Origin of the sequence: Klenkia terrae (assembly GCF_900491935.1) — a bacterium.
In the GTDB taxonomy this organism is placed as follows: Bacteria; Actinomycetota; Actinomycetes; order Mycobacteriales; family Geodermatophilaceae; genus Klenkia; species Klenkia terrae.
The window spans coordinates 1,326,831-1,344,885 of sequence record NZ_UEXK01000004.1; the positions used below are offsets into that span (position 1 = coordinate 1,326,831).

General features: G+C 69.8%; 14 protein-coding genes. 3 read left to right on the top strand and 11 right to left on the bottom strand.

Annotated features, from left to right (window positions below; all coding sequences use genetic code 11):
• Positions 1 to 52 precede the first annotated feature (52 nt).
• The 8 genes from rplW to rpsL form a co-directional block, all read right to left on the bottom strand.
• Positions 53 to 355: a 50S ribosomal protein L23 gene (gene rplW, locus LFA75_RS06900; RefSeq protein ID WP_014742856.1), complete on the bottom strand. Its 303-nt coding sequence runs from the start codon at positions 353 to 355 to the stop codon at positions 53 to 55.
• Positions 352 to 1,128, bottom strand: a complete 777-nt coding sequence (gene rplD, locus LFA75_RS06905) for a 50S ribosomal protein L4 (RefSeq protein ID WP_225232922.1) — start codon at positions 1,126 to 1,128, stop codon at positions 352 to 354. Before rplD ends, rplW begins: the two co-directional genes overlap by 4 nt.
• Entirely contained in the window at positions 1,125 to 1,790 is a 666-nt protein-coding gene (gene rplC / locus LFA75_RS06910) for a 50S ribosomal protein L3 (protein WP_225232923.1), read from the bottom strand. The genes rplD and rplC overlap by 4 nt, the downstream gene beginning before the upstream one ends.
• 13 nt (positions 1,791 to 1,803) lie before the next feature.
• Positions 1,804 to 2,109, bottom strand: coding sequence for a 30S ribosomal protein S10 (gene rpsJ, locus LFA75_RS06915; protein WP_014742859.1), 306 nt, complete (start codon positions 2,107 to 2,109; stop codon positions 1,804 to 1,806).
• Positions 2,110 to 2,238: 129 nt separating this feature from the next.
• Positions 2,239 to 3,432, bottom strand: a complete 1,194-nt coding sequence (gene tuf, locus LFA75_RS06920) for an elongation factor Tu (protein WP_225232924.1) — start codon at positions 3,430 to 3,432, stop codon at positions 2,239 to 2,241.
• 106 nt (positions 3,433 to 3,538) lie between these two features.
• The gene (fusA, locus tag LFA75_RS06925; protein ID WP_225232925.1) at positions 3,539 to 5,626 is read right to left on the bottom strand and encodes an elongation factor G; all 2,088 of its coding nucleotides are present in this window, start codon (positions 5,624 to 5,626) and stop codon (positions 3,539 to 3,541) included.
• Between the two features lie 106 nt (positions 5,627 to 5,732).
• Positions 5,733 to 6,203, bottom strand: coding sequence for a 30S ribosomal protein S7 (gene rpsG, locus LFA75_RS06930; protein WP_055764617.1), 471 nt, complete (start codon positions 6,201 to 6,203; stop codon positions 5,733 to 5,735).
• Positions 6,203 to 6,577 (bottom strand): 30S ribosomal protein S12, encoded by a 375-nt coding sequence (rpsL, locus tag LFA75_RS06935; RefSeq protein ID WP_055764615.1) that lies wholly within the window; start codon positions 6,575 to 6,577, stop codon positions 6,203 to 6,205. Before rpsL ends, rpsG begins: the two co-directional genes overlap by 1 nt.
• A 621-nt stretch (positions 6,578 to 7,198) precedes the next feature.
• Between rpsL and LFA75_RS06940 the strand changes: the two genes are divergently transcribed.
• The 3 genes from LFA75_RS06940 to LFA75_RS06950 all read left to right on the top strand — a co-directional run bounded on the left by LFA75_RS06940 (position 7,199) and on the right by LFA75_RS06950 (position 9,568).
• A complete protein-coding gene (locus tag LFA75_RS06940) occupies positions 7,199 to 8,176 on the top strand; it encodes a S1 family peptidase (RefSeq protein WP_225232926.1) in 978 nt (325 codons plus the stop codon).
• A gap of 49 nt (positions 8,177 to 8,225) precedes the next feature.
• Positions 8,226 to 8,450 carry a hypothetical protein gene (locus LFA75_RS06945; RefSeq protein WP_225232927.1) on the top strand — a complete coding sequence of 75 codons (225 nt, stop codon included), beginning with the start codon at positions 8,226 to 8,228 and terminating at the stop codon, positions 8,448 to 8,450.
• Positions 8,451 to 8,527: 77 nt separating this feature from the next.
• Positions 8,528 to 9,568, top strand: coding sequence for an LLM class F420-dependent oxidoreductase (locus tag LFA75_RS06950; protein WP_225232928.1), 1,041 nt, complete (start codon positions 8,528 to 8,530; stop codon positions 9,566 to 9,568).
• A 63-nt stretch (positions 9,569 to 9,631) separates the two neighbouring features.
• Here LFA75_RS06950 and LFA75_RS06955 read toward each other — a convergent pair whose 3' ends face one another.
• The 3 genes from LFA75_RS06955 to LFA75_RS06965 form a co-directional block, all read right to left on the bottom strand.
• Positions 9,632 to 13,540, bottom strand: a complete 3,909-nt coding sequence (locus LFA75_RS06955) for a DNA-directed RNA polymerase subunit beta' (protein ID WP_225232929.1) — start codon at positions 13,538 to 13,540, stop codon at positions 9,632 to 9,634.
• A gap of 91 nt (positions 13,541 to 13,631) precedes the next feature.
• Positions 13,632 to 17,126 (bottom strand): DNA-directed RNA polymerase subunit beta, encoded by a 3,495-nt coding sequence (rpoB, locus tag LFA75_RS06960; protein WP_225232930.1) that lies wholly within the window; start codon positions 17,124 to 17,126, stop codon positions 13,632 to 13,634.
• A gap of 308 nt (positions 17,127 to 17,434) precedes the next feature.
• Positions 17,435 to 18,055 (bottom strand): hypothetical protein (locus LFA75_RS06965; RefSeq protein WP_225232931.1); only part of this gene is annotated, 621 nt, incomplete at its 5' end.

Sequence of the window (18,055 nt, forward strand, 5' to 3'; positions counted from 1 at the left end):
TTCCTACTCAATCCCTGTCTGGTCTCGTGGCAGTCGCTGGTCCTCGGCGCCCTCAGGCGCCGGGGCCGCCGAACAGCTCGATGCGGTCGCCAGGGGCAACGGAGACGATGGCGCGCTTGGTGTCCTTGCGCTTGCCCATCACGGCGCCCTTGGAGCGCTTCCGCTTGCCCTGACGGTTGATCGTGTTGACGGCGAGGACCTTCACGTTGAAGACCTGCTGAACAGCGATCTTGATCTGGGTCTTGTTCGCGTCCGGGCGGACGATGAACGTGTACTTGTTCTCGTCCAGGAGCCCGTAGCTCTTCTCGGAGATCACCGGGGACAGCAGGACGTCCCGGGGGTCGCGGACGCTCATGCCTTCTCCTCGGTGTCTGCGGGAGCCGTGGCCGGGGCGACCGACGGCACCTCGCTGTCGATCTCGTGGGTCTCCAGGTCGGGGAGCTCGGAGCTGCTCGCGCTGCCCCGTCCACCCTTCGCCGGACCGGCCACGTACTCGGCGAGCGCGGCCTCGGTGAAGACCACCTCGTCGGCACACAGCACGTCGTAGGTGTTGAGCTGGCCGGCCTCGATCAGGTGCACCCGCGGCACGTTGCGCAGGCTCACCCAGTTGAGGACGTCGTCGCGGTCGAGCACGACCAGCACGCGCTTGGCGGTGCTGATCGCGTCCAGCGCGGCGAGCGCGGACTTGGTCGAGGGCGCATCGCCGGCGACGAAGGCGCTGACCACGTGCACGCGGTCCTCGCGGGCCCGGTCGGAGAGGGCACCGCGCAGGGCGGCGGCCTTCATCTTCTTGGGGGTCCGCTGGTCGTAGCTGCGCGGCTGCGGGCCGTGCGAGATGCCACCGCCCTCGAACTGCGGCGCGCGCAGCGAGCCCTGACGGGCGCGACCGGTGCCCTTCTGGCGGTACGGCTTGGCGCCGGTGCCGCTGACCTGGGCCCGCGTCTTCGTGGCGTGCGTGCCCTGGCGGGCGGCGGCCAGCTGGGCCACCACCACCTGGTGCATGAGCGACACGTTGGCGTTGGCGTCGAACAGCGCACCCGGGAGGGTGGCGGTGCCCGTCTTCTTGCCGGTGGCGTCGACCACGTCGACGCTGCGGTCGGCGCGCTCGGTCGTCTGCGAGCTGGTCACTTGGTGTCACTCCCCACGGGGCCGCCCTTGACCGCGGAGCGGACGAGGACCAACCCACCCTTCGGACCCGGGATGGCGCCCTTGATGAGCACCAGGCCCTTCTCCGTGTCGACCTTGTGGATCTTCAGGGACAGCGTGGTCGTGGTGACCGCGCCCATCCGGCCGGCCATGCGCATGCCCTTGAACACGCGACCCGGGGTGGCGCAGCCACCGATCGAGCCGGGCGAGCGGTGCTTGCGCTGCACGCCGTGTCCCGCGCCCAGGCCCTTGAACCCGTGGCGCTTCATGACACCGGCGGTGCCCTTGCCCTTGCTCTTGCCGATCACGTCGACGGTCGCCACGTCGGCGAGCACGTCAGCGGTCAGCTCCTGGCCGATCGTGTAGTCGCCGGCGTCCTTCGTGCGCAGCTCGACCAGGTGCCGTCGCGGCGTGACGCCCGCCTTGGCGAAGTGCCCGCCCTCGGGCTTGTTCACCTTGCGGGGGTCGATCGCGCCGAACCCGATCTGGACGGCCGAGTAGCCGTCCACCTCGGGGGTGCGCACCTGGGTGACCACGCACGGGCCGGCCTTGACCACGGTGATCGGCACGATGCGGTTGTTCTCGTCGAAGACCTGGGTCATCCCCAGCTTCTCGCCGAGGAGACCACGGAATGTGCTCGCCATTGTCTCGGTGCCCCTACTGGATGTTGACGTCGACCGAGGCCGGGAGGTCGATGCGCATCAGCGCGTCGACCGTCTTCGGCGTCGGGTCGAGGATGTCGATGAGTCGCTTGTGCGTACGCATCTCGAAGTGCTCCCGCGAGTCCTTGTACTTGTGCGGGGAGCGGATGACGCAGTACACGTTCTTCTCGGTCGGCAGCGGCACCGGGCCGACGACGCGCGCTCCGGTCTTCGTCACCGTGTCCACGATGCGCCGCGCCGAGGCATCGATGGCCTCGTGGTCGTAGGCCTTCAGCCGGATGCGGATCTTCTGTCCCGCCATCGCCTTGTCTCGCTCCTGCCGATCGGGTGTTGCTGGAAGTCGTAGCTGGGTCGGGTGACCCGGGATCGTGCGCCCGGGACTACCCGGGTGGTGGGTGGCGGCCGGTCACGGCCGCCACCCACCGGGGGACTACTTGTTGATCTTGACGACCCGGCCGGCGCCGACGGTGCGACCGCCCTCGCGGATGGCGAAGCGCAGGCCCTCCTCCATGGCGATCGGCTGGATCAGCTCGACCGACATCTCGGTGTTGTCGCCGGGCATGACCATCTCGGTGCCCGAGGGCAGCGTGACCACGCCGGTGACGTCCGTCGTCCGGAAGTAGAACTGGGGACGGTAGTTGTTGAAGAACGGCGTGTGACGGCCGCCCTCGTCCTTCGAGAGGATGTAGACCGAGCCCTCGAAGTTGGTGTGCGGGGTGATCGAGCCGGGCTTGACCACGACCTGGCCGCGCTCGACGTCCTCGCGCTTGATGCCGCGCAGCAGCAGGCCCACGTTGTCGCCGGCCTGGCCCTGGTCGAGCAGCTTGCGGAACATCTCGACGCCGGTGACGGTCGTCTGGGTCGAGGTCGGGCGGATGCCGACGATCTCGATGGTCTCCGACACCTTGACGATGCCGCGCTCGACGCGCCCGGTCACCACGGTGCCGCGGCCGGTGATCGTGAAGACGTCCTCGACGGGCATGAGGAACGGCTTGTCGATCTCGCGCTCGGGCTCGGGGATCGCGGTGTCGACGGCGTCCATGAGCTCCATGAGCTTGTCGGCCCACTCGGCGTCGCCCTCGAGCGCCTTCAGCGCCGAGACGCGGACGACCGGCAGGTCGTCACCCGGGAACTCGTACTCCGAGAGCAGCTCGCGGACCTCGAGCTCGACGAGCTCCAGGATCTCCTCGTCGTCCACCATGTCGGACTTGTTCAGGGCCACGACGATGTAGGGGACGCCGACCTGGCGGGCCAGGAGCACGTGCTCCTTTGTCTGCGGCATCGGGCCGTCGGTGGCGGCCACGACCAGGATCGCACCGTCCATCTGCGCGGCACCGGTGATCATGTTCTTGATGTAGTCGGCGTGCCCGGGGCAGTCGACGTGCGCGTAGTGGCGCTTCTCGGTCTGGTACTCGACGTGGGCGATGGAGATCGTGATCCCACGCGCCTTCTCCTCGGGCGCCTTGTCGATCTGGTCGAACGCGGACGCCTCGTTGAGGTTCGGGTACTTGTCGTGCAGGACCTTGGTGATCGCCGCGGTGAGCGTCGTCTTCCCGTGGTCGATGTGCCCGATGGTGCCGATGTTGACGTGCGGCTTGGTCCGCTCGAACTTGGCCTTGGCCACTGGGGTTCCTCTCCGTAAGTGTCTGTCGCAGTGCTGCTGCTGAGTCTGTGGGGTGCGGGCGGGCGCCCGCCGGATCGGGCCGCCGAGGATCAGCGGCCCGGCCCGGTCACTCTCCAGTCGCCTTGGCGATGATCTCCTTGGCGACGTTCGACGGGACCTCGGCGTAGGTGTCGAACACCATGGTGTAGCTCGCCCGTCCCTGGGTGCGGCTGCGCAGGTCACCCACGTAGCCGAACATCTCCGACAGCGGCACCAGTGCCTTGACGACGCGAGCACCGGAGCGCTCGTCCATCGCCTGGATGGTGCCACGACGGGAGTTCAGGTCACCGATCACGTCACCCATGTTGTCCTCGGGGGTGACGACCTCGACGGCCATCAGGGGCTCCAGCAGGGCCGGGCTGGCCTTGCGGGCGGCCTCCTTGAAGGCGATCGAGCCGGCGATCTTGAAGGCCATCTCCGAGGAGTCGACCTCGTGGTACGCGCCGTCGAGCAGGGTGGCCTTGACCCCGACCATGGGGTAGCCGGCGAGGATGCCGTACTGCATGGCGTCCTGCATGCCCGCGTCCACCGAGGGGATGTACTCCCGGGGGATGCGCCCACCGCTGACCTTGTTCTCGAACTCGTAGGTCGCCGAGTCCGCGGTCATCACCAGCGGCGCGAGGGCGATCTGCACCTTCGCGAACTGGCCCGAACCACCGGTCTGCTTCTTGTGGGTGTAGTCGTAGCGCTCGACGGTCGCGCGGATCGTCTCGCGGTAGGCCACCTGCGGCTTGCCGACGTTGGCCTCGACGTTGAACTCACGCCGCATCCGGTCGACCAGGATCTCCAGGTGGAGCTCGCCCATGCCCGAGATGACGGTCTGGCCGGTCTCCTCGTCCAGGCGGACCTGGAACGTCGGGTCCTCCTCGGCGAGCTTCTGGATCGCGGTGCCCAGCTTCTCCTGGTCGCTCTTGGTCTTCGGCTCGATGGCCACCGAGATGACCGGAGCGGGGAAGGTCATCGACTCCAGGATCACCGGCTTCTGCGGGTCGCAGAGGGTGTCCCCGGTCGTGGTGCCCTTCATGCCGTTGACGGCGACGATCTCGCCGGCGCCGACACCGGCACGCTCCTCACGCTTGTTCGCGTGCATCTGGTAGATCTTGCCGACCCGCTCCTTGCGGTCCTTGGTGCTGTTGAGCACCGGGGACCCGGCGTCGAGCCGGCCGGAGTAGACGCGGATGTAGGTCAGCTTGCCCAGGTGCTGGTCGGTCTGGATCTTGAACGCCAGCGCGGAGAACGGCTCGTTCTCGTCGGCGTGCCGCAGGACCTCGGTCTCGCCGTCCAGTGCCGTGCCGACGATCGCCTCGACGTCCAGCGGGCTGGGCAGGTAGTCGGTGACGGCGTCGAGCATGGGCTGGACGCCCTTGTTCTTGAACGCCGAACCGGTGACGACCGGGTTGACCTCGCCGGCGATGGTCGCCTTGCGGATCGCGGCCTTGAGCCGGTCCACGGCGATCTCCTCGCCGCCGAGGTAGTCCTCCATGAGCGAGTCGTCGAAGTCCGCGATGTTCTCGAGCAGCTTCTCGCGGTACTCCGCGGCCTGCTCGGCCAGGTCGGCGGGGATCTCCTCGATCGCGTAGTCCTCGCCCAGCTTGGTCTCGCCGCGCCAGGTCAGCGCCTTCATCTGGACCAGGTCCACGACGCCGACGAAGTCGGCCTCAGCGCCGATCGGGATCTGCAGCACCAGCGGGTTGGCCGCCAGGCGCTCGATCATCATGTCGACGCAGCGGAAGAAGTTCGCACCGGTGCGGTCGAGCTTGTTGACGAAGCACATGCGCGGGACGCCGTACTTCTCGGCCTGCCGCCAGACCTGCTCGGTCTGCGGCTCCACGCCGGCGACACCGTCGTAGACCGCGACGGCACCGTCGAGGACGCGCAGCGAGCGCTCCACCTCGACCGTGAAGTCGACGTGCCCGGGGGTGTCGATGATGTTGATGTCGAACCCGTTCCAGGTGCACTTCGTCGCGGCCGACGTGATGGTGATGCCGCGCTCCTGCTCCTGCTCCATCCAGTCCATGGTGGCCGCGCCGTCGTGGACCTCACCGATCTTGTAGTTGATCCCCGTGTAGAAGAGGATCCGCTCGGTGGTGGTGGTCTTGCCGGCGTCGATGTGCGCCATGATCCCGATGTTCCGGGTCTTGGTGAGGTTGGCCATTGCCTGCCCTTCCTGCTCTGTCCTGGTCGCGGGGCCCGGGGGTCACCCGGGGTTCGCCGCGGGGTGGCGGCTGGTGGCGCTGGTGGGTCTCACCAGCCGCCGGTGATCACCAGCGGTAGTGCGCGAAGGCCTTGTTCGACTCGGCCATCTTGTGCGTGTCCTCGCGGCGCTTGACCGCGGCACCGAGGCCGTTGCTGGCGTCGAGGAGCTCGTTCATCAGGCGCTCGGTCATCGTCTTCTCGCGACGCGACCGGGAGTACTGGATGAGCCAGCGCAGGCCGAGGGTGGTGCTGCGCGAGGCGCGCACCTCGATCGGGACCTGGTAGGTGGCGCCACCTACGCGCCGGCTGCGGACCTCGAGGGCGGGCTTGACGTTGTCCAGCGCGCGCTTGAGGGTCACGACGGGGTCGGTGTCGTTCTTGGCCCGGACGCCCTCGAGGGCGCCGTAGACGATCGCCTCGGCGATGGAGCGCTTGCCGTCGACGAGCACCTTGTTGACGAGCTGGGTGACCAGCTGCGACTGGTACACCGGGTCGACGACGAGCGGACGCTTCGGCGCGGGGCCCTTGCGCGGCATTAGCTCTTCTCCTTCTTCGCGCCGTAGCGGCTGCGAGCCTGCTTGCGACCGCGGACCGCCTGGGTGTCCAGGGAGCCACGGATGATCTTGTAACGGACGCCCGGGAGGTCCTTCACGCGGCCACCGCGCACGAGCACCATCGAGTGCTCCTGCAGGTTGTGGCCGACACCGGGGATGTACGCGGTCACCTCGACGCCGCTGGTGAGCCGGACGCGAGCGACCTTGCGCAGCGCCGAGTTCGGCTTCTTCGGCGTCGTCGTGTAGACGCGCGTGCACACGCCGCGACGCTGGGGGGAACCCTTCAACGCCGGGGTCTTGGTCTTCTCGACCTTGTCCTCGCGGCCCTTGCGGACCAGCTGCTGGATCGTGGGCATGGGTGGCCTTGAACTCCTGCCTGCGCTGGGTCGTGCTCTGGATGAGTGCGTTGCTCGTCGTGCTGGGGTGGTCCGGAGCGGTGCTCCGGTCCTGCTCCTGGCCCTACCCGCACCCGTCGTCCGGCCCCCGCGCTCGGGCGTGTCGCCTTTGCCGGGATCCGGGCTGCTGGTGAGTCGGACTCCTTCGCCCCTCGCGCCTGGTGCACGATCCCCTGGCCCCGACCGGAGCCGGGGCGGGACCCCCTGGCATCCAGGCGATCCGAGGATCGACCGGGCACCCAGGTGCGCCGCGAGCGGGAGCAGGCCCAGGTGAACCTGGGCACGGCTGACCACGATACCCGGGCGGTGGAACCCGGTCAAAGCCGGGTCCGTCACGCCAGTGCGGGCGCCGCTGCCGGGTCCGCCGACCGGGGCCGGGGTGGACGAGGCGTGCGGGCCCGGCCGTCGCGAGGGGGTGTGCACCCCCGGGCTCCGGCCGGCCGGGATCGAACCGCAGGCGACGCTACCCGCCGGCCGCCGTCCTGTCAGCCGCCGACACCCGGAGCTTCCTCGTTGTCGGACCCCGCGCCTACGGTCGGGAGCCGAACCGTCACAGGCAGATCACCCACCCCGGAGGCCACCGTGCGCGTCGACACCGCCCGCGAGCTCAAGGCCGCGCTGTCCCGCCGGCTGTCGGAGGCGCCGCCCGGGACGGTGGTGGCCAGCGACGCACCGGGGTCCTGGAGCGGGGTCGCCCTGGGCCTCGCACCGGTCGGCCCGGACCAGGTGCACCTGGCGGTCCGGCTGCTCGCCGAGGCCGACGTCCGGCTGGTCCTCGACGGCCTGGACGACGCCGCCCGCGCCGAGGTCGACGTCCGGGTCATCGGGCCGGTCCGCCCGCAGCGCTCCCCCACCCCCGAGGAGCTCCAGCGGCGCACCCGCCCGCTGGTGCCCGGCCTGTCGGTCGCCCACCCGACCGTCACCGCCGGGACGCTGGGCGGTTTCGTCCGGCGGTCGGGCACCGCCGGGCTGCTGGTGCTGTCCAACAACCACGTGCTGGCCGCGAGCGACGCGGCCGCCGAGGGCGACCCGGTGCTGCAGCCCGGCCCCGCGGACGGCGGCACCGACGCCGACCGGGTCGGCACGCTGACCGCCTTCGAGCGCTTCGTGGCCACCGGCAACCTGGTCGACGCCGCGGTGGCCGCCCTCGACGAGGGCGTGGACGCCGACCCGGCCGGCTACCCGGGCGGGGCCCTCCTGGCCGACGTGCTCGCCGCCGAGGACGTCGACCCGGACGAGGCGGTGGAGAAGGTCGGGCGCACCACCGGCCACACCCGGGGCCGGATCACCGCCGTCGAGGTGGACGGCGTCGGCGTGCAGTACGACGCCGACGTGGTGCACACCTTCGACGACCAGCTCGAGATCGAGGGCGTCGACGGGTCCTTCAGCGACGGGGGCGACTCGGGCTCGGTGATCTGGCGCAGCAGCGACCGTGCGCCGCTGGGCCTGCTGTTCGCCGGGTCCACCCAGGGCGGCAGCAACGGGGGCGGCGTCACGTTCGCCAACCCGCTCGCCACGGTGCTGCGGGTGCTCGGGTTGACCTGGGTGTCCGGGGCCTGACGGGTCGGTGGGCCTGGACCGGGGACGGGAGCGGGTCCACCATGGGTGGATGACCGACCGACCCACCGCCCGCGCCGCCAAGGCGGTGCTGACCGCCCGGCTCGCCGGTGCACCCGGGATCGCCGGGGTCGGGCTGGCCAGGCAGGACGCCGACTACGTGCTGCGGGTCGACCTGGCCGAGGCGGCCGCCGGTGCCCGGGTGCCCGGCACCGTCGACGGCGTCGCCGTGGTCACCCGGGTGATAGGCACGGTCCGCGCGCTGCCGGCCACCTGACCCGAGCGGCACCTCCGTGCCACGCTGCCGGTACGGACGGCGTCGACGAGGACGCCCCGCCGACGAGGAGGACCCGCGTGCGCATCGGCATCCAGACCAGCTACTCCGGTGACTTCCGGCAGACCGCCCAGGAGATCGTCGACCTCGAGCAGGTCGGCCTCGACGTGGCGATGGTCGCGGAGGTCTACACGTTCGACGCGGTGAGCCAGCTCGGCTACCTCGCCGCGGTCACCGACCGGGTCGAGCTGATGAGCGGCATCCTGCCGATCTACAGCCGCACCCCGGCGCTCACCGCCATGACGGCCGCCGGCCTGGACTTGGTCTCCGACGGGCGGTTCACCCTCGGCCTGGGCGCGTCCGGTCCCCAGGTCGTGGAGGGCTGGCACGGCGTGCCCTACGACGCCCCGCTGGCCCGCACCCGCGAGGTGGTGGAGATCTGCCGGTCGGTGTGGCGCCGGGAGCGGCTCGAGCACGCCGGGCCGAAGTACACGATCCCGCTGCCCGCCGACCAGGGCACCGGTCTGGGCAAGCCGCTCAAGCTCATCAACACCCCGGTCCGGGAGCGCATCCCGGTGCTGCTGGCCGCCATCGGCCCCAAGAACGTCCAGCTGGCCGCGGAGGTGGCCGAGTACTGGGAACCCATCTTCTTCCACCCGGAGAAGGCACATGACGTGTGGGGCGCCTCGCTGGACGCCGGCAAGGCGCAGCGCGACCCCGCCCTCGGCGAGCTCGGCGTCGTGGCCGGTGTCCCGGTCGCCATCGGCGACGACGTCGAGGGACTGCTGGAGTTCGTCAAGCACGGCGTCGCCCTGTACGTGGGCGGGATGGGCGCGAAGGGGAAGAACTTCTACAACGACCTCGCCGTCCGGTACGGCTTCGCCGAGGAGGCCGCCACCATCCAGGACCTCTACCTCGCCGGCCGCAAGGAGGAGGCGGCCGCCGCGGTGCCCGACGAGCTCGTCCGGCAGACGTCGCTGATCGGGCCGGAGTCGTGGGTGGCCGAGCGGGTGGCCGCCTTCGCGGAGGCCGGGGTCACCGTGCTCACCGCCCAGCCGCTCGACGACACCCCGGCCGGCCGACGTCGCACCATCGAGACGTTGGCCCGCATCGCCCGCTAGGCACCCCGCGAACGCGAGAGGCCCCGCAGACCATCAGGTCTGCGGGGCCTCTGCGTCGGCGGATCAGCTCCGCCAGTCGTACTCCTCCAGGCGGACGGCCTCGCCGCTGCCCGAACCGAACACGTCGGGGCTGTAGTACTGCCCGTCGTCGTAGCCGGCCATCGTGTAGACCGCGGCGCGGGCCTCCTCGGTGGGCTCGACCGTGATGTTGCGGTAGCGGCTGATCCCGGTGCCGGCCGGGATCAGCTTGCCGATGATCACGTTCTCCTTCAGACCGCGCAGGCTGTCGCTCTTGCCCTGGATCGCGGCGTCGGTGAGCACCTTGGTCGTCTCCTGGAACGAGGCCGCGGACAGCCACGACTCCGTCGCCAGGGACGCCTTCGTGATCCCCATGAGGACCGGACGGGCCGAGGCCGGCTCGCCGCCCTCGGACACCACCCGACGGTTCTCCGTCTCGAAGATGGTCCGCTCGATCAGCGCACCGGGCAGGAAGTCGGTCGCGCCCGAGTCGATGATGGTCACCCGCTTCAGCATCTGGCGGATGATCACCTCGATGTGCTTGTCGTGGATCGACACGCCCTGGCTGCGGTAGACCTCCTGGACCTCGCGGACGAGGTGCAGCTGCACCTCGCGCGGGCCCATGATCCGCAGCACCTCGTGCGGGTCGACAGCACCCTCGGTGAGCTGCTCGCCGACGTCGACGTGGCCGCCGTCCTCGACGCGCAGCCGCGACCGGCGCGACAGCTTCTCGTACACGACGTCCTCGGACCCGTCGTCGGGGGCGATGGTGAGCTTGCGGAACTGCTCGCCGTCGTCGATCGACACGGTGCCCGCCACCTCGGCGATGGGGGCCTTGCCCTTGGGGACGCGCGCCTCGAAGAGCTCCACGATGCGCGGCAGGCCGTGGGTGATGTCGTCACCGGCCACACCACCGGTGTGGAAGGTGCGCATCGTCAGCTGCGTGCCGGGCTCGCCGATCGACTGGGCGGCGATGATGCCGACCGCCTCGCCGACGTCCACGAGCTTGCCGGTCGCCAGCGACCGGCCGTAGCAGGTGGCGCAGGTGCCCAGCAGGGACTCGCAGGTGAGCACGCAGCGCACCTTGACCTCGCTGATGCCGGCGTCGACCAGCTCGGCGATGAGGACGTCGCCCAGGTCGGCACCGGCCGTGGCCAGCACCGTCCCGTCCGAGGCCTCGACGTCGGCGGCCAGGGCCCGGGCGTACACGCCGGTCTCGACGTGCGCGTCGCGGGTGACCTTGCCGTCGAGGACGGTGCCGATCGGCATCAGGACACCGCGCTCGGTGCCGCAGTCCTCCTCGCGGATGATGACGTCCTGCGACACGTCCACCAGACGACGGGTGAGGTACCCGGAGTCGGCGGTGCGCAGCGCGGTGTCGGCCAGGCCCTTGCGGGCGCCGTGCGTGGAGATGAAGTACTCCAGCACGGACAGACCCTCGCGGAAGTTCGCCTTGATCGGCCGCGGGATGATCTCGCCCTTGGGGTTGGCGACCAGACCACGCATGCCGGCGATCTGGCTGATCTGCATCATGTTGCCTCGGGCGCCCGAGTTGACCATGACCCACACCGGGTTCGTGGTGGGGAAGTTGTCCACCATCGCCTGGCTGACCTCGGCCCGCGCGCGGGTCCAGATCTCGATGAGCTCGGCACGACGCTCGGAGTCGGTGATGACGCCGCGCTCGTACTGCTTCTCGATCTTGCGGGCCTCGTCCTCGTGGCGCTCCAGGATCGCGGCCTTGGCCGGCGGGGTCACGACGTCGTCGATGGCGATCGTGATGCCCGCGCGGGTGGCCCAGTGGAACCCGGCCGCCTTCAGGGCGTCCAGGGTCGCGGCCACCTGCACCTTGGCGTAGCGCTCGGCGAGGTCGTTGACGATCGCCCCGAGCTCCTTCTTCGGCACCTGGTAGTTGACGAAGCGGTAGTCCTCGGGCAGGGCCTCGTTGAACAGGACCCGACCCAGCGACGTGCTGACGATCGCCGGCCCGCCCGGCTCCCAGCCCTCGGGGGCCTCCCACGCGTCGTTCTTCGGGCCGTTGTCGACGCCGAAGACCTCGTCGAGGCGGATGAGCACGCGCTCCTGGATGCCGATGGCACCCCGGTCGTAGGCCATGACGGCCTCCGAGGCGGACCCGTAAGCCTTGGGCAGCTCGTCGGCACCGCGCTCGTCGGCCGCGGCCTTGAGCGTCGTGAGGTGGTAGATGCCCAGCACCATGTCCTGGGTCGGCGCGGTGATCGGACGACCGTCGGCCGGGCTCAGGATGTTGTTCGAGCTCAGCATCAGGATCCGGGCCTCGGCCTGCGCCTCGGCCGACAGCGGCAGGTGCACCGCCATCTGGTCACCGTCGAAGTCCGCGTTGAACGCGGTGCACACGAGCGGGTGGATCTGGATGGCCTTGCCCTCGACCAGCTGGGGCTCGAAGGCCTGGATGCCCAGGCGGTGCAGCGTGGGTGCCCGGTTGAGCAGCACCGGGTGCTCGGTGATGACCTCCTCCAGCACGTCCCACACGACCGGGCGCGCACGCTCGACCATCCGCTTGGCGGACTTGATGTTCTGGGCGTGGTTGAGGTCCACGAGCCGCTTCATCACGAAGGGCTTGAACAGCTCCAGGGCCATCTGCTTGGGCAGACCGCACTGGTGCAGCTTGAGCTGCGGGCCGACGACGATGACCGAACGGCCGGAGTAGTCGACGCGCTTGCCCAGCAGGTTCTGGCGGAACCGGCCCTGCTTGCCCTTGAGCAGGTCGCTCAGGGACTTCAGGGGCCGGTTGCCCGGGCCGGTGACCGGACGGCCACGGCGACCGTTGTCGAACAGCGCGTCCACGGACTCCTGGAGCATCCGCTTCTCGTTGTTGACGATGATCTCCGGGGCGCCCAGGTCGAGCAGGCGCTTGAGCCGGTTGTTCCGGTTGATCACGCGGCGGTACAGGTCGTTCATGTCCGACGTGGCGAACCGGCCACCGTCGAGCTGGACCATCGGGCGCAGGTCCGGCGGGATCACCGGGACGGCGTCCAGGACCATGCCCATGGGCGAGTTGCGGGTCTGCTGGAACGCCGCGACGACCTTGAGCCGCTTGAGCGCGCGCAGCTTGCGCTGGCCCTTGCCGTTGCGGATGGTGTCGCGCAGCGAGACGGACTCGGCGTCGAGGTCGAACTCGGCGAGCAGCTTCTGCAGCGCCGCGGCACCCATGCCGCCCTCGAAGTACTCCCCGAAGCGGTCGCGCAGCTCGCGGTAGAGGCCCTCGTCGGCGATGAGCTGCTTGACGTCGAGCTTGCGGAAGGTGTCCATGACCTCGTCGAGACGGTCGATCTCCCGCTGCGAGCGGTCGCGCATCTGGCGCATCTCGCGCTCGCCGCCCTCGCGCACCTTGCGGCGCACGTCGGACTTGGCGCCCTCGGCCTCGAGCTCGGCGAGGTCGGCCTCCAGCTTCTGCTGGCGACCCTCCACGTCGGCGTCCCGGCGGCTCTCCAGGTTGTGCTTCTCGGCGCTGATCTCGGCCTCGATCGTCGGGAGATCGCGGTGGCGCGCCTCGTCGTCGACGTTGGTGATCAGGTAGGCCGCGAAGTAGATGATCTTCTCGAGGTCCTTGGGCGCCAGGTCGAGCAGGTAGCCCAGCCGGGACGGCACACCCTTGAAGAACCAGATGTGGGTCACCGGGGCGGCGAGCTCGATGTGCCCCATGCGCTCACGACGGACCTTGGCCCGGGTCACCTCGACGCCGCAGCGCTCGCAGATGATGCCCTTGAACCGGACCCGCTTGTACTTGCCGCAGTAGCACTCCCAGTCCCGGGTGGGACCGAAGATCTTCTCGCAGAAGAGGCCATCCTTCTCCGGACGCAGGGTCCGGTAGTTGATGGTCTCGGGCTTCTTCACCTCGCCGTGGGACCACTGGCGGATGTCGTCACCGCTGGCGAGGCCGATGCGCAGTTCGTCGAAGAAGTTGACGTCGAGCAACTGATTACCCCTTTCCGGGGCTAGTTCTTCGTTTCTTGAGTCACGAGGGGTGGCCGGCCGGCCCGCTGGTCACGGGCCGGCCGGCGGTCGATCAGACGTCCTCGACGGACGACGGCTCGCGGCGGCTGAGGTCGATGCCCAGCTCCTCCGCGGCCCGGAAGACCTCGTCGTCGGTGTCGCGCAGCTCGATGGCCTGCCCGTCGCCGGAGAGCACCTCGACGTTGAGGCACAGCGACTGCAGCTCCTTGAGCAGCACCTTGAACGACTCGGGGATGCCCGGCTCGGGGATGTTCTCGCCCTTGACGATGGCCTCGTAGACCTTCACGCGGCCGAGGATGTCGTCGGACTTGATCGTCAGCAGCTCCTGCAGCGCGTAGGCAGCGCCGTAGGCCTGCATGGCCCAGCACTCCATCTCGCCGAACCGCTGACCACCGAACTGCGCCTTACCACCCAGCGGCTGCTGGGTGATCATCGAGTACGGACCGGTCGAGCGGGCGTGGATCTTGTCGTCGACCAGGTGCAGCAGCTTCAGGATGTAGACGTAGCCCACCGAGATCGGCTCGGGGAAGGGCTCCCCGGAACGACCGTCGAACAGCCGGGCCTTGCCGGTCTCCTTGACCAGGCGCTCGCCGTCGCGGGTGAGCGTCGTCGAGCCCAGCAGGCCGACGATCTCCTCCTCGCGGGCGCCGTCGAACACCGGGGTCGCGGTCCGGGTGCCGGGAGCGGCACCGCGGGCGCCGGCGGGGAGCTTCTTGGCCCACTCCGGGTCGCCCTCGACCTGCCAGCCCGTCTTGGCGACCCACCCGAGGTGGGTCTCCAGGACCTGGCCGACGTTCATCCGGCCGGGCACGCCCAGCGGGTTGAGCACGATGTCGACCGGGGTGCCGTCCTCGAGGAAGGGCATGTCCTCCTGCGGGAGGATCTTGGAGATGACGCCCTTGTTCCCGTGCCGGCCGGCGAGCTTGTCGCCGTCGGAGATCTTGCGCATCTGGGCGACGTAGACCCGGATGAGCTCGTTCACGCCGGCGGGGAGCTCGTCGCCGTCCTCGCGGGAGAACACGCGGACGCCGATGACCTTCCCGGACTCACCGTGCTTGACCTTGAGGCTGGTGTCGCGCACCTCGCGGGCCTTCTCGCCGAAGATGGCCCGCAGCAGGCGCTCCTCGGGGGTCAGCTCGGTCTCGCCCTTGGGCGTGACCTTGCCGACGAGGATGTCGCCGGGGACGACCTCGGCACCGATCCGGATGATCCCGCGCTCGTCGAGGTCGGCGAGGACCTCCTCGGAGACGTTGGGGATGTCCCGGGTGATCTCCTCGGCGCCCAGCTTGGTGTCGCGGGCGTCGACCTCGAACTCCTCGATGTGGATCGAGGACAGGACGTCGTCCTGCACGAGGCGCTGCGACAGGATGATCGCGTCCTCGTAGTTGTGGCCCTCCCACGGCATGAAGGCGACGAGCAGGTTCTTGCCCAGCGCCATCTCGCCCTGGTCGGTGCACGGACCGTCGGCGATGACCTGGCCGACCTCGACCCGCTGGCCCTCCTCGACGACCGGGGACTGGTTGATCGACGTCCCCTGGTTCGAGCGGCGGAACTTCAGCAGCCGGTAGGTCTGCCGGGTCCCGTCGTCGGCCATGACGGTCACGTAGTCGGCGGTGGAGTCCTCGACCACACCGGCCTTCTCCGCGGTGACGACGTCACCGGCGTCGACGGCGGCACGCAGCTCCATGCCGGTGCCGACCAGCGGCGCCTCGCTGCGCAGCAGCGGGACGGCCTGGCGCTGCATGTTGGCGCCCATGAGCGCGCGGTTGGCGTCGTCGTGCTCCAGGAACGGGATCATCGCGGTGGCGACCGAGGTCATCTGCCGCGGCGACACGTCCATGTAGTCGACGTTCTCGGGGGCGACGTAGTCGACCTCGCCGCCCTTGGTGCGCACCAGGACGCGCTCCTCGGTGAGCCGGTCGCCGTCGAGCAGCGAGTTGGCCTGGGCGACGACGAACCGGTCCTCCTCGTCCGCGGTGAGGTAGTCGATCTTGGTGGTGACCAGACCGCCCTCGACCTTGCGGTACGGGGTCTCGATGAAGCCGAACGCGTTGACCCGCCCGAAGGAGGACAGCGACCCGATCAGGCCGATGTTCGGGCCCTCCGGGGTCTCGATCGGGCACATGCGGCCGTAGTGGCTGGGGTGCACGTCGCGCACCTCCATGCCGGCGCGCTCACGGGACAGACCACCCGGGCCCAGCGCCGACAGGCGGCGCTTGTGGGTCAGGCCCGCGAGCGGGTTGGTCTGGTCCATGAACTGCGACAGCTGGCTGGTGCCGAAGAACTCCTTGATGGAGGCGACGACCGGCCGGATGTTGATCAGGGTCTGCGGCGTGATCGCCTCGACGTCCTGGGTCGTCATCCGCTCGCGGACCACGCGCTCCATGCGGGACAGGCCGACCCGGATCTGGTTCTGGATCAGCTCACCCACCGTGCGCAGGCGCCGGTTGCCGAAGTGGTCGATGTCGTCGACGCCGTGGTCGGGCTCGCCGGCGTGCAGCTTCACCACGTACTCGATGGTGGCGACGATGTCGTCCTCGGTCAGCGTCTGCGTCGGCTGGGGCACGCCCACGCCGAGCTTCTTGTTGACCTTGTACCGACCGACGCGGGCCAGGTCGTAGCGCTTGGGGTTGAAGAACAGGTTCTCCAGCAGCGCCTGGGCCGACTCGCGCGTCGGCGGCTCGCCCGGACGCAGCTTGCGGTAGATGTCCAGCAGCGCCTCGTCCTGGCCGGCGATGTGGTCCTTCTCGAGGGTGGCCAGCATCGTGGGCGACCACTGGAAGTGCTCGCGGATGCGGTCCTCGGTCCAGCCCAGCGCCTTGAGCAGCACGGAGACCGGCTGGCGGCGCTTGCGGTCGATGCGGACGCCGACGGTGTCGCGCTTGTCGACGTCGAACTCCAGCCACGCACCCCGGCTGGGGATGACCTTGGCGGAGAAGACGTCCTTGTCGCTGGTCTTGTCCAGGGTCTTGTCGAAGTAGACGCCCGGGGAGCGGACCAGCTGGGAGACCACGACGCGCTCGGTCCCGTTGATGACGAAGGTGCCCTTGTTCGTCATGATCGGGAAGTCGCCCATGAACACCGTCTGGCTCTTGATCTCGCCGGTGGTGTTGTTCATGAACTCCGCGGTGACGAACAGCGGGGCCGCGTACGTCATGTCCTTGTCCTTGCACTCCTCGAGGGACGCCTTGACGTCCTCGAAGCGCGGGTTGGAGAAGGACAGCGACATCGAACCGCTGAAGTCCTCGATCGGGGAGATCTCCTCGAGGATGTCGGCCAGACCGCCGACGGCGGTCTCCTGCTCCTCGGGGGTAAGCGTCGCCTTCCACTCCGGGCTGCCGACCAGCCAGTCGAAGGAGGCCGTCTGCAGCGCCAGGAGGTCGGGGACCTCGAGGGGCTCGTGGATCTTCGCGAAGGAGACGCGCAGCGGCGCGCCCGGGATCTTCTGCGCGGCGGTGCCGGCGGTGTGCGCGCTGTTCTGGGGGTCGTCCGGGATGATCTGATCGGTGCTGGTGGTGTCCGTGCTGGTGGGGCTGGAGCCTGCCAAGATGCGTCCTTCCAAGGACCTCACGACGTGCGGGCGGTCGGTGCGGGTCGTCGTCGGCGGTGTCGGCGCTGGCACCCGACGGCCACGGAGCACCCGTTCGACCTGGTCAGCGCGAGGTGTCCCCGTCGTGTTCCGGAGCACCTCTGGTGACCCGGCTCGGCGGGTTGGCAGTCAGAGGGCAGCGCAACAGGAGACCCTACCCCTCATCCGGGCCGATGTCATCCCCGGGGGTGGGTGGTCCCCGGGGATGATGCCAGCGGCGCGCGCCCGGCGGAACCGGCCACGCCGACGACGACCCGGCGCGCGCTTCAGCTCGAGGTCAGCAGGGTGAGCTCGCTGATCTTCCAGTCGCCGTCGACCTGCAGCATCGTCACCCGGACGGTCTGCGTGCAGGACTGGGCGCCGTCGTCGGTGACCGTGCACTCCGACCCGGCCGGCGCGGCCTGGGTGCCGGAGTTCACCGACTGCACGACGTACTGGCCGAAGACCACCAGGGTCGCCTGGTCCTGGGACTCGTTCACCTGCTGCAGGCCGACCTCGAGGACGTCGTAGCTCGTGGTCGCCGACACCTGCTCGTAGGTGTCGATGATCCCGCCCGAGGACAGGTCGGACTCGTACTGGTCGCGCAGGTCGCCGGTGAGGGCGTCGAGCTTGCGCTGCACGCTGCCGTCGGAGTCCTGGTAGTCGTAGGCGTAGACGTCCTCGACCCCGCTGCGGGCCGCGGCGAAGATCGCCGGGTCCACCGACGTCGGGTGCTGGCGCTGGTACAGCAGCCAGCCCCCACCCGCGGCGGTGAGCACGCACAGCAGGGCGAGGACCAGGGCGAGGGTGCGACCGCGGCGGGGGGCGGCGCGGCCGGGCTTCCGAGAGTCCTCGGTCCTGGCCCTGTCCCTTCTATACATCTTCCAGCCCCCGAGCCCACAGAGGAT

Excerpts from the sequence above, each read along its gene's own strand:
- rpsG (WP_055764617.1), bottom strand. The coding sequence starts at position 6,203 with ATGCCGCGCAAGGGCCCCGCGCCGAAGCGTCCGCTCGTCGTCGACCCG.
- rpsL (WP_055764615.1), bottom strand. The coding sequence starts at position 6,577 with ATGCCCACGATCCAGCAGCTGGTCCGCAAGGGCCGCGAGGACAAGGTC.
- LFA75_RS06945 (WP_225232927.1), top strand. The coding sequence starts at position 8,226 with ATGACCGACCGACCCACCGCCCGCGCCGCCAAGGCGGTGCTGACCGCC.
- rplW (WP_014742856.1), bottom strand. The coding sequence starts at position 355 with ATGAGCGTCCGCGACCCCCGGGACGTCCTGCTGTCCCCGGTGATCTCC.
- fusA (WP_225232925.1), bottom strand. The coding sequence starts at position 5,626 with ATGGCCAACCTCACCAAGACCCGGAACATCGGGATCATGGCGCACATC.
- rplC (WP_225232923.1), bottom strand. The coding sequence starts at position 1,790 with ATGGCGAGCACATTCCGTGGTCTCCTCGGCGAGAAGCTGGGGATGACC.
- rpsJ (WP_014742859.1), bottom strand. The coding sequence starts at position 2,109 with ATGGCGGGACAGAAGATCCGCATCCGGCTGAAGGCCTACGACCACGAG.